Source organism: Kitasatospora sp. NPDC051164 (genome assembly GCF_044455625.1).
Lineage (GTDB): Bacteria > Actinomycetota > Actinomycetes > Streptomycetales > Streptomycetaceae > Kitasatospora.
Genome location: NZ_JBITFB010000022.1, coordinates 46,128 through 57,685, shown reverse-complemented (window position 1 = coordinate 57,685; position 11,558 = coordinate 46,128). Strand labels below are relative to the sequence as shown.

Genomic DNA, 11,558 nt, shown 5'->3' with positions numbered 1-11,558 from the left:
CCGGGCGCGGGCGGGCCGGGCCGGGGCGGGGGGGGCTCCGGCCGGGTCCGCGGCGGCGGCGGGGGGGGGGGGGGGGGGGGGGGGGGGGGGGCGCCCCCCCCGGGGGGGGCCCCCCTTCCGTCGTCAGCGTCACTCCTTCAGCGCCCGATCGACCAACGGCCCGGCGGCGCCGGTGTAGTGGGCCGGGTCGCACAGTCGCTCCAACTCGCCGGCGGGCAGCCGGCCGTCGAGTTCCGGGGCCTCGGCGAGCACCGCGGACAGCGGGCGGCCGGACCGTTCGGCGGCCGCGGCGGCCTCGGTCAGCAGGTGCCGTGCGGCGGCCGGGCCGAGGGTGGCGCCCAGCACGGCGGCGATCCGTTCCGAGACGATCCGGCCCCCGGTGAGGGCGAGATTGTCGCGCATCCGGTCCGCCCGCACCTGCAGCCCTTCGGCCAGTTCCACCGCGGTGTGCGCCGATCCGCCGGTCAGCCGCAGGCACTCGCGCAGCAGCTGCCACTCCGCGTGCCAGCCGCCGGCCGACCGCTCGTCCTCGACGCAGAGGCACTGCGTCAGCCCGGCTGACAGCACCGGTACCTGGAGCGCCGCGCTCCGGATCAGGGTGGCGAGCACCGGATTGCGCTTGTGCGGCATGGCGGAGGAACCGCCGCGTCCGGGCGCGCCCGGTTCGGTCAGCTCCGCGATCTCGGTGCGGGCCAGAGTCTGGACGTCGAGCGCGATCTTGCCCAGGGCGCCGGCGGTGAAGGAGAGCGCGGCGGCGAGGTCGGCGATCGGGGTGCGCAGCGCGTGCCAGGGCAGCTGCGGCCGGGCGAGCCCGGTCTCCGCGGCGAACGCGTCGGCGAGGGCGTCGGCGTACCCGCCGGGGTCGGCGGCGCCCCCCGCGTCGGCGTGCGCGCCGGCGTGGGCGAGGTACCCGGCGAGGGTGCCGGCCGCCCCGCCGAGCGCCACCGGCAGACCGTCCCGCAGCACCCGGTCGACCCGGTCGGCGGCGTCGAGCACCAGGCTCCGCCAGCCCGCGGCCTTCAGCCCGAAGGTGGTGGGCACCGCGTGCAGGGCCAGGGTCCGGCCGGCCATCACCGTGTCACGGTGCCGTCCGGCGAGGCGGGCCAGCGCCCGCGCCGTCCGGCCGAGGTCCTGCCGGAGCAGGCGCAGCGCCCGGTCGGCGACCAGCATGGCGGCGGTGTCGAAGATGTCCTGGCTGGTGGAGCCCCGGTGCACGTACTCGGCGGCGGAGGGGTCGTCGGCGGCGACGAGCGCGGTGAACGCCGTCACCAGTGCCACCACCGGATTGGCCGTTTCCCGCGCCTGTACGGCGATTCGGCGCAGGTCGAGGCGGTCGGCCCGGGCCGCGGCGGTGATCGCGGCGGCCGCCGGTCCGGGTACGGTGCCCAGCCGGGCCTGGGCCCGGGCCAGTGCCGCCTCGGCGTCGAGCATGGCCTGCAGCCACGCCCGGTCGGCGACGGCGGCCTCGACGGGGGTGCCGGCCCGTACGGGGGAGAGCAGGCCGGCATCGGCATCGGCACCGGCACCGGTAGCGGCTCGGGCGTCGGCGGGGGGCGGCGGCATCGTCATATCGGAACTCCCGTCAGTTCGGTCGGATCGCTCGCCGGGTCGGCCGCGACCGGTTGACGGTCCACCGGTGGCACGGCGAGCAGGGCGCGGGCGATGGCGTCGGCGTCGGCGAGGGTCACCGAGTCGACCCCGGGGCGGATGCCGGCCGCGGTGACCCAGTGCACCGCCTCGGTGGGGACGCCGTAGGCGAAGCGGCGCGGGTGGGCCTGCCCGTGCGCGTCGAGCAGCCGGTAGGGGCGTTCGGTGACGGCGAGTCCGCCGGTCTCGTGGGCGCCGCCGCGGGCGTTCGGGATGCGGTAGGTGGTGCACTGCTCGGTGCGGAGCAGGTGGAGCAGGAGCGGATCCGCGGTGCGGCGCAGGTCCGGCTCGGGCAGCCGGGCCTCGATGAGGACCCCGGACCGCACCGCGGGTCCCGGCGCTAGGGGCGAGTTGGCGACGAAGCCCGGGGAGGAAGTGTCGAAGCGCACCTGGGTGCCGGGCCCGGTGAGGGTGAGGACGCCCGCCTCGATCAGGGCGATCATCTCCTCGACGCGCGCCACCGGCGGGCCGATGGAGAGGAAGGCGTTGAGCGGGGTGTACCACCCGTCGAGCTCGTCCCGGTGCGAGTCGCCGTCCAGGCCGCCGTGGTCCACCGCGAGCCGGATCTCGTTGCGCAGGTCGCGGAGCACGTCCAGGGCGGCCTTCAGCGGCCCGCTGACGTTGCCCGCCTTCGCCTCTCGCACGTCCCGCGCCAGGTACGCCAGCAGCCAGCTCCGGAACTCCGCCCGCCCGCCGAACTCCGTACCGGCGCAGGGCCGGGCGATCCGTGCCCAGTCCCACCGGTCCGCGGGGGCGATGCCGTGGCGTTCGAGCAGCCGGGCCCGGTCCGCCGGGTCCGGCAGCGCCACGTACTGCTCCGAGAAGGCCTCCCGTTCGGCCTGCCGCCCCCGGGACGCCAGCAGGGCGCCGTAGTAGACCGCTTCGACCTCCCGGGCGATCAGCGGCCACAGGTCGGCGCCGAAGCGGACCCGGCCGCCCGCGCGGGCGCGGCGGCGCAGCCCGTCGAGGAATCCGGGTGTCAGCAGTCGGGGCCGGTGGCGGCCGGAGGCGCCCTTCTCGTTCTCCCCGCGTGCGTGGTGCGGGACTCCGCGGCGGGAGAAGGCGTAGAGCAGGGGCTCGTCCCCGCCGGGCCGGTAGCGCAGCCGGTCGCCGTCGCGGACGAAGGAGCCGCCGCGGCCGACGGTCAGCAGGGCCATGTAGTCGAAGAAGTTCAGCCCGAGGCCGCGCAGCAGCGCCGGGCGGCCCGGCGTGACCGCGCTCAGGTCGGTCTCCGCGGGGTTGCCGGGCGGCAGGTAGCCGAGGTGGTGGATGCGGGCCAGGCTGGCCGCGCGCTCCTCCCGGGGGGTCAGCCGGGCCGGGAGGTGGCCCTGGGCCAGCACCACGGCGTCCAGGTCGTCGAGCCGGGTCCGGTTCTCCAGCCGGACGCCCTGCGCGCCGTCGGGCAGGCCGTGGGTGTCGGCCATGGCCACGGCGAGCGACCGGTGCACCCGGACGCGCACCCGCTCGGGGGCGAAGGAGACCACCCGCCGGAAGGCGTCCCGGAGGTAGTGCCCGTACAGCGCCCGGGTGGGGTAGGAGTCGGGGCCCAGGGTCCGTGCCTCGGCGAGGACGTCCTCGTCGTAGTCGGCGGGGGAGCCGAGCAGCGCCACGTTCCGCGCCCAGGCGTGGAGGCTGGGGCCGGGCTCGATCGGCCCGGCGATGCGCATGCTGGCGTCCGTGTAGACGGTGATCTGCGAGGCCACGGTGTTGGCCAGCAGGTGGCGGGACTGCCCGGTCCGCCAGACGGCGCCGGCGCCGGGGGCCTGCGGGTCGACGACGTGCACGGTGACGGCGGGGGCCGTCGGATCGTGCCGGGCGTTGGCGCACAGCCGCTCCAGTACCGACAGCCCGCGGGGACCGGCCCCGATGATGCACACCTGCAGGTGCCGGTCGCTCATCGGGCCGCCTCCCGGTGGGGGAGGGCGGTCGGGGCGCCGGTGGTGAAGTCCCGTGCGCCGTGCATCCACGCGAGGTGGTCGTGCAGGTCGGTCGGCGACATCCCGGACAGCGCCGCGTTCCTGGCCGAGGCGTCCGCACCGGCCGGGTGCCACAGCGCGATGCTCGCGCGGGAGATCCGTTGGACCGCGGCGGTGCGGTCGCGCCGCAGCCGGTTGTACTCCGCGAAGCACCCGGCGACGTCCGTTCCGCCGCCGTCCAGCAGGTCGCCCAGCACCACCGCGTCCTCCAGGGCCTGGCAGGCCCCTTGGGCCGCGTAGTGCAGCATCGGATGGGCCGCGTCGCCGAGCAGGGCGACCGGGCCGTCGGTCCAGTCGTGGACCGGGGCCCGGTCGACCAGCACCCAGGACTTCCACTGCTCACCGAGGTCGAGGAGCCGGCGCGGCGTCGCGTCGAGCCCGCCGAACAGGTCGCGGACGACGCGCTGTTCGACCGGGACGCCGGCGAGCGCCCGGGTGGCGCCGCCGTCGTGACTGGCGGCCAGGTTGAGGTACTCGCCCCCGGCGATCGGGTAGTGCACGAAGTGGCACCCGGGACCGGCCCACCACGTCACGGCGTTCCACCGCAGCGGCTCCGGCACCCGCTCCATCGGGATGATCGCGCGGTAGACGGTGATGCCGGAGATGCGGGGCGGTCCGTCGCCGACCAGCTGCCGACGGACCGCGGAGTGGATGCCGTCCGCCCCGATCAGTGCGTCACCGGTGATCCGCTCGCCGTTGTCGAGGACGGCCGTCGCACGGGTGCCGTCCTGCTCGTACCCGGCGACCGGCCGGCTCGGGCACAGCTCGATCCGCGCCGTGTCGAGGCAGGCCGCGAGCAGCAGCCCGTGGAGTTCGCGGCGGTGCACGACCACGTACGGGTTGCCGAACCGCCGCCGGTAGCCCTCGGTGAGCGGCACGCTGGTGACGTGCTCACCGGTGACACCGTCCATGAACCGCAGCTCGTCGACGTGCACCGCGTGGGACCGGACGTCGGCACCCAGCCCGAGGCGGGCCAGGGCGTGCATCCCGTTCGGCGCCAGCTGGAGCCCGGCGCCGAGTTCGGCGAAGTGCGCGCCGCGTTCGAGGACCACCACGTCGTGGCCCCGCCGCGCGATGCCCAAGGCGGCGGCCAGCCCACCGATGCCGCCGCCGGCGACGACTACCTTCGCCATCGCTATCGGCCCCGGTTCCCGTTGCTCAGGGCTTTCGCCAGCTCCAGCCGCTTGATCTTGGTGGTGGCGGTCTGCGGCAGGTCCGCCTGGCGCCACTGGACCGGCGCCGCCATCGGGGGCAGGCCGGCCGTGGCACGCTCCCACGCCGCCTGGTCGAGCGGCTTGTTGTCCCGGGTGCACACCACCGGCACCGGCCTGCCGTCCGGGCCGGGCACGATGATGACCTCCGCCAGCTCGTCCAGCGCGGAGAAGAGGGTGTCCTCGGCGGTCAGGGTGCTGCCGAAGCCGGGGATGACGTCGACCTCGCGGTCGAGCAGGTGCAGGCAGCCCCACCGGGTGCGGTAGCCCACGTCGCCCATGCGCCACCACGCGTCGTGCTCCTGCCGGGCGTACCGCTCGGCTTCGCCCAGGTATGTCAGTACCCGGCCGTTGGAGCGGATCTCGATGAATCCGGGGGACGCCTCGGACACCGGCCGGCCGTCCCGGCTGACCACCCGGACCGCCGTCATGCCGGGGAACGCGTGGCCGACGCAGCGGCCGTCGGCGTCCTCGCCGCGCCACCGGGTGAAGATCCGCCCGACCACCGGTCCGGCCTCGCTCTGGCCGTAGAGCTGGGCGAAGATCGGCACCTGGTGCCGGGAGGCCCCCAGCATCCGCCGCACGGTCCGGGGGTGGATGGCGTCGAAGGTGCTGCTGAAGTACTTCACCTCGGCCAGCGGCCGTCGCGGGTCGTCCACCAGCTCCTCCCACCGCATGAACGTGTTGGGGTGGGCCTCGACCACACCCGGGCGCAGCCGGGCGAACAGGTCGGCGGTCCGTCGCGGGTCGTCGTCGGCCAGCATGACGAGCGGGAAACCGCGCAGCAGCGCGATGGCCATCGCGGTGAAGAGCCGGGAGTGCACGAAGGACACGTGCATCGCCACCGGGCGCCGCTTGCGGACCAGCGCGGCCGCCGCGGCCTGCGGCCGGTAGCGGGCCTGCAGCGTCCAGCCGGTGTGGACGGCCAGCTTCGGGATGCCGGTGGTGCCGGACGTGTGCGTGATCAGCGTCGGATGGTGGGCGGACACGGCGACCGGCGCGACCCGCGGTGAACCGGCCAGGTCCTGCAGTCGTCGGGCGTCGGGGTGGTCGCCCGCGGCGAGCAGCACCCGGCGCGCGTGGTCGAAGACCGCGGCGGGCAGTTCGCCGTCCAACTTGGCCTGGTCCGTGATGAGGTAGGGCCGGTCCACCCGGCGCACCAGCTCGGCCACGGTCGCGCCGTCGAGCTTCGGCGACAGCAGCACCGGCACCGCGCCGATCCGCACGGCCATGCACGCCAGCAGGGTGATGTCGACGTTGTTCGTCTTGTAGACGACCACCCGGTCTCCCGGACGGACCCCGGCCGCCCACAGCCGGGACGCGAAGTCGTCGACCAGGTCCGCGATCTCCCCGACGGTCAGCCGGCGGCCCGGCTCGGGTGCCAGGTCCAGATCGTGGTCGAGGACCACGACGTTGGCCGGATGCCGGGCCGCCGCCCGGTCGAAGAGCGTGCCCAGCCGGATTCCACGATTTCCCACCCGTTGCAGCAGCATGTTCCGCCCTTCCTCCCGGTCACGCCTTCTCGACGATCGCCCTGACGCGGCCCAGCGTGGCCTGGAGGTCCCCGGCCAGCTTCTCGGTCCACTCGGCGAGGAACCTCCTCCTGGTGGCCTCGTCCATCTCCGCGGTGATCCCCCGGATCCCCTCGGTCGCGGTGCCCATGCGCAGGCCGTGCACCAGGACGCAGCCGTCGCCGTCCGGCGTGATCTCGTACGACCAGACGCTGTCCTGCGGGTTCCCGGCGCTGTCCCGCATGGCCCAGCGGAAGAGCCGCCCGGGCTCGGCGGCGACCACCTGCGACTCGGTGCGCCACACGCCCCGGACGACGGGCGCCCACGCGACGACGTCCGGGGCGCGCAGGTTCTCGCCGCGGAAGACGGCGCCCACCGTCCCCGGGCGGCCGGCCACCCACGTACCGCCCGTGCACTCCGGGCTCCACTCGGCGCTCCGAGGCAGATCGCTGACCACCGCGTACACCTCGGCCGGCGACGCGGCGATCCGGGTCCGCGCCCGGACATCGAACAAGGGCGTGAGCTGGAAATCGGTTGAGGTCATGGATCGAATCTCGTGCGGGTGGCGCCGGCAGTCAAAGAAGAGGTCGCGGGTGCGTCAAGTCGGCACGTCTTATGTGAGTTGACGAAGCCTCAGGTCGTTTCTCCGCACGTTCCCGCGCGCGGTCCACCGGTGCCAGAATCGGCAGGGTGCTGGCTGCCTATGTAGACCGACTCGGGTCACCCGAAGAGATTCGGCACGGCGAACTCCCGGCCCCACGGCCCCGATCGAACGAGGTGCTGGTCAACGTCCTTGCCACGACGGTCAACCCGGTGGACACCTTCGTGCGGTCCGGGCAGTACCGGACCGCGCTGAGCTTCCCGTTCGTGATCGGCCGGGACGTGGTCGGTGTGGTCGCCGAGACTGGCGCCGACGTGTCCGGCTTCGCCCCGGGCGACCGGGTGTGGTGCAACAGCCTGGGCCACGACGGCCGGCCGGGGGCCGCGGCGGAACGGGCGGTGGTGGCGGCGGACCGGCTCTACCACCTGCCGGAGGGGGTGGCGCCGACCACGGCCCTCGCCGTGGTGCACCCCGGGGCCACCGCCTGGCTCGCGCTGTTCCGGCACGGCGACCTCCGGCCGGGGGAGACCGTCCTCGTCGCCGGTGCCGCCGGCAACGTCGGCAGCGCGCTCGTCGTGCTGGCCGCCGAGGCGGGCGCCCGGGTGATCGCCACCGCCGCCCGCCGCGACCTGGCGTACTGCCACGGCATCGGGGCAGCCGAGGTGCTCGACTACGCCGACCCCCGCCTGACCGAGCACCTGAACTCGCTCTGCCCGCAAGGGATCGACGTGCACCTGGACACCTCGGGCCGGAACGACCTCGGCACCGCGGTCGAACTCCTCGCACCCCGGGGCCGGATCGTGCTGCTCGCCGGCGCGCGCACGCACCCCGTCCTCCCGGCGGGGGCGCTCTACATGAAGGACGGCTCGATCCGGGGCTTCGTCATCTCCCGTGCCACGACGGCCGAACTGGCCGACGCCGCCGACGCCCTCAACCGCCTGCTCCCCACCGGGCGGCTGAGGGCCCGGAGGACGGAGACCCTGCCCCTGCCCGCCGCCGCCGAGGCCCACCGGCGCATGGAGGCCGGTGAACTGCACGGCAGGCGGCTGATCCTGGACATCGCCGGAGCGGCCGGGCGCTAGCCACTGCGTAAGCCGCTGCGTAGCTACTGCGAATCGAGGAGGCCCCGCCCGATGGAACGCCGATGGTGGACGCTACTGGTGGTGTGCGCGTCGATGTTCATGCTGCTGATCGACGTCAACGTGGTCGTCGTCGCCCTGCCGGACATCCAGCACGCGCTCGACGCGAGCTTCGCCGGCCTGCAGTGGATGACGGATGCCTACGCCCTCACACTGGCCGCGCTGCTGCTCACCGCCGGTTTCCTCGCCGACAGGTACGGAAGGCGGCGGGTGTTCGTCGTCGGCCTGGTGGTCTTCACCGGCGGCTCGCTGCTCTGCGGCCTCGCGCCGAACGCGTCGACGCTGGTCCTGTTCCGCGCGGTGCAGGGGAGCGGCGGCGCGATCCTGTCGGCCACCTCGCTCGCCCTGCTCGCCGGTTCCTTCCAGGGCAGGCAGCGTGGCGTGGCGTTCGGTGTCTGGGGTGCGGTCGCGGGCGTCGCGACCGGTCTGGGCCCGGTCCTCGGCGGCGTGCTCACCGGCGGCGTCGGCTGGCGCGGGATCTTCCTGGTGAACGTGCCGGTCGGCATCGCCGCGCTGGTCATCACGGTGCGCCGGGTGGACGAGTCCCGCACCGCGGGGGACCGCCGGATCGACTGGCCGGGCGTGGTGACCCTGACCACCGGGCTGTTCGGCCTGGTGTACGGGCTGATCACGGCGAGCGAAGCCGGCTGGGGGCAGCGCGGCGTGCCCCTGTGGCTCGGCCTGGCGGCGCTCTGCCTGGTGGCGTTCGCGCTGGTCGAACGGCGGGTGCCGGAGCCGATGTTCGACCCGTCGCTGCTGCGCATCCCGACCTTCGTCGGCGGCTCGGTGGCGGCCTTCGCCATGAACGCCTCGCTGTACGCGGTCTTCGTCTACCTCGTCCTCTATCTCCAGAACGGCCTCGGCGGCAGCCCGCTGGTCACCGGCGTCCGACTGCTGACCGGTTCCGCCTTCACCTTCGTCGCCGCCTTCGCCGCGGGCCGGCTGACCAGTCGGGTGCCGGTGCGGTGGCTGATCGGCCCGGGCCTCGGCCTGGTGGGCGCCGGCCTGCTGCTGATGCGGGGCCTGACCGCCGGGTCGGAGTGGACCCACCTCATCGCCGGGCTCGTCGTCTCCGGCCTCGGCGCCGGCCTGGTCAATCCACCGCTCGCCTCGACGGCGGTGGGTGTCGTGCCGCCGCACCGGTCCGGGATGGCCTCGGGCGCCAACCAGACCTTCCGGCAGATCGGCATCGCGGTCGGGGTCGCCTGCTACGGCACGATCTTCGCGGCCTCGCTGCACGCGACGCTCCGGCACCGGCTGGCCGACATCCCGGCGCTGAGCGGCCAGGTCGATCAGATCGCCGGTGCGGTGCACCGGGGAGTCACCGACCGGGCGGTGGCGCTCGCGCCGACGGAGGCCCGTGACGCGCTGGCCGACGCGATCCGGGCCGGATTCGCCGACTCCCTCGACGCCGTGCTGCTCGTCGCCGGCCTGCTGGCGCTGGTGGGTGGCGTGCTGGCCACCGCGCTGATCCGCAGCCGGGACTTCGTCGCCCCCCGGCCGCCGGTCCCGGGTCGGACGCCAGACGTGGGTCAGACGCCGGTCCCGGGTCAGACGACGGACCCGCGTCAGACGCCAGACGTGGGTCAGACGCCGGTCCCGGGTCAGACGACGGACCCGCGTCAGACGACGGACCCGAGCAGGAAGGACTCGCCGACGTCCGGCCGGAGCCCGTCCGGGCGCCCGGCGAAGTAGCGCTCGGTCAGGTCCGCCGTCGAGACGTGCCGCACCTCGTGGAGCCCGCACTCGCGCGCCAGCCGGAGCATCTCCTCGGCGGTGAAGAAGCTGCGGAACCGGATCGGATAGTGCGGCTGCTCGCCCGCGGCGGCGACGGTCTCGGGCGGCAGCAGGAAGGTCATCGCGAAGGCGGAGCCCGGGGCCGTCTTCGCCGCCTTGGCCAGGGTGTCCGCGACCGCGTCCTTGGTGAGGTACATGCTGACCCCGGTGCTGGCCAGCACCGCCGGCCGGGCGGGGTCGAAGCCGGCCTCGACCAGGCGCTGCCACCAGTCCTCGTCCGCCTCGAAGTCGACCGGGACCAGGCGCAGCCAGTCGGGCACGCCGTAGCCGAGCTCGTTCAGCCGCTGCCGCTTCCACGCCTGCGGGCCGTCCTGGTCGATCTCGAACACCCGCATCTCGGCCGCGAGTTCCGGGCGCCGCTGGGCGAAGGTGTCCAGGCCGGCGCCGAGGATCACGTACTGCCGGACGCCGGCGGCGAACCGCTCGGCGACCAGGTCCTCCACGAACCGCGCCCGGGCGACGACGCCCGCGCGGAACCCGCCGGTGGCGTTCCTGCCCATGTCGGGCCGGCGGCGCCAGTTCTCACCCGGCGCGACGAGTTCCAGGCCGATCTCGTCCTCGAGGACGTGCGGGGGCGCGTCGACCTGGACGTGCATGGCCCGCCACAGGGCCACTCGCAAGGCGGTCGACTCGGGCGCGACGGTTCGCTGGGCAGGCATGACGTACTCGCTCTCGGTCCGTGGATCTCCGATCACGGTAGGTCATGCTCGGTGCCCGCGCCGTTGCGCCCGGGCGGATCCGTCGCGCCCGGGCGCGTGCTGCGGGGCTCGTCCCGTACTGCCGAGTTCACCCGATGGAATGACGCACGCTCCTCGGCATCGTCGCGGGAGCCGAGGAGCGTGGGATCAGTGTTCAGCTTGGCATCGGTCTGCTGTGGGGAATCAGTACGTCTCGTCGCGGAACACGCGCCACACGGTCGTCCCGGCGGCAACGCCGAGCGTGAGGGCGCCGAGCCCCCAGGCGGCACCGGTCCGCTCGCGGCCGAGCGCGCGGTCGACGGAGAGCGGCCCCGGGCCGTCCCAGGCCAGGCAGGCCGCGGCCGTGATCAGGACCACCGGGTACTCGTAGCCGCCGTTCTCGGCCCACAGGCCCTCCCGCCGGTGCACGGCCGCGGCGTTGACCATCTCCCCGATGAGGGCGGCCGCCGCCAGCGGGGTGGCCGTCCCGGTCACCAGGCCCACGCCCGCGGCCAGTTCGGTGACACCGGCCAGCGTGGCCATCGCCCCGCCGTTGCGGTACCCGAACTTCTCGAAGTTCTCCGCCGTCTGCTCGTGGCCCGATCCGCCGAACCAGCCGAACAGCTTCCGGCCACCGAAGCCGATGGCGAGTCCGCCGACGACGCCCCTCATGATCAACCGGCCCGTACCCGCCATCGCCGTCCTTCCGTCCTCCCGGCCGTGCCGGGGATGCGAGGTGCCGCCGGGCGCCGACCACCGGCGACCGAGGGTGAGATTGCTAGCATCCTAGCAGCCTCGGCATCACTGGCGTCTGGCATTCCTGACGTTCGGTCAAATTACGTTGGCTGCAGAATCCCTGGCATCGCGCCTCCGGGTTGCCGGTGATCCCCGTGCTCCCGGTGGTCCCGGTGGTCCCGGTGGTCCCGGTGGTCCCGGTGGTCCCGGTGGTCCCGGTGGTCCCGGTGGTCCCGGTGGTCCCGGTGGTCCCGGTGGTCCCGG

Annotated in this window: 9 protein-coding genes; 2 read left to right on the top strand and 7 right to left on the bottom strand. The window is 74.6% G+C overall.

Going from position 1 to position 11,558, the window contains the following annotated elements; genetic code table 11:
• Window positions 1-129 precede the first annotated feature (129 nt).
• From pcaB to ACIBEC_RS29745, 5 genes are read right to left on the bottom strand one after another with little or no spacing between them, the layout of a single operon-like run.
• On the bottom strand, window positions 130-1,569 hold the full coding sequence (pcaB, locus tag ACIBEC_RS29765) for a 3-carboxy-cis,cis-muconate cycloisomerase (RefSeq protein WP_396289282.1): 1,440 nt from the start codon (window positions 1,567-1,569) through the stop codon (window positions 130-132).
• A complete protein-coding gene (locus tag ACIBEC_RS29760) occupies window positions 1,566-3,545 on the bottom strand; it encodes an FAD/NAD(P)-binding protein (protein ID WP_360506261.1) in 1,980 nt (659 codons plus the stop codon). The genes pcaB and ACIBEC_RS29760 overlap by 4 nt, the downstream gene beginning before the upstream one ends.
• A complete protein-coding gene (locus tag ACIBEC_RS29755) occupies window positions 3,542-4,756 on the bottom strand; it encodes an FAD-dependent monooxygenase (protein WP_360506264.1) in 1,215 nt (404 codons plus the stop codon). The genes ACIBEC_RS29760 and ACIBEC_RS29755 overlap by 4 nt, the downstream gene beginning before the upstream one ends.
• A gap of 2 nt (window positions 4,757-4,758) precedes the next feature.
• Window positions 4,759-6,327 carry an AMP-binding protein gene (locus ACIBEC_RS29750; RefSeq protein WP_360506266.1) on the bottom strand — a complete coding sequence of 523 codons (1,569 nt, stop codon included), beginning with the start codon at window positions 6,325-6,327 and terminating at the stop codon, window positions 4,759-4,761.
• Between the two features lie 19 nt (window positions 6,328-6,346).
• Window positions 6,347-6,889 (bottom strand): SRPBCC family protein, encoded by a 543-nt coding sequence (locus tag ACIBEC_RS29745; RefSeq protein WP_360506269.1) that lies wholly within the window; start codon window positions 6,887-6,889, stop codon window positions 6,347-6,349.
• Between the two features lie 146 nt (window positions 6,890-7,035).
• Here ACIBEC_RS29745 and ACIBEC_RS29740 point away from each other — a divergent pair, with 146 nt between their 5' ends.
• Both ACIBEC_RS29740 and ACIBEC_RS29735 read left to right on the top strand, forming a co-directional pair.
• Window positions 7,036-8,028, top strand: coding sequence for an NADPH:quinone reductase (locus ACIBEC_RS29740; protein ID WP_360506272.1), 993 nt, complete (start codon window positions 7,036-7,038; stop codon window positions 8,026-8,028).
• A gap of 51 nt (window positions 8,029-8,079) precedes the next feature.
• Entirely contained in the window at window positions 8,080-9,780 is a 1,701-nt protein-coding gene (locus tag ACIBEC_RS29735; RefSeq protein WP_360506275.1) for a DHA2 family efflux MFS transporter permease subunit, read from the top strand.
• On the opposite strand, the gene ACIBEC_RS29730 is transcribed toward ACIBEC_RS29735, so the two are convergent.
• Window positions 9,708-10,541, bottom strand: a complete 834-nt coding sequence (locus ACIBEC_RS29730) for a class I SAM-dependent methyltransferase (protein WP_360506278.1) — start codon at window positions 10,539-10,541, stop codon at window positions 9,708-9,710. The two genes, ACIBEC_RS29735 and ACIBEC_RS29730, sit on opposite strands and share 73 nt — an antisense overlap.
• Window positions 10,542-10,763: 222 nt before the next feature.
• Window positions 10,764-11,255 carry a DoxX family protein gene (locus ACIBEC_RS29725; RefSeq protein WP_360506281.1) on the bottom strand — a complete coding sequence of 164 codons (492 nt, stop codon included), beginning with the start codon at window positions 11,253-11,255 and terminating at the stop codon, window positions 10,764-10,766.
• Window positions 11,256-11,558: the final 303 nt, after the last annotated feature.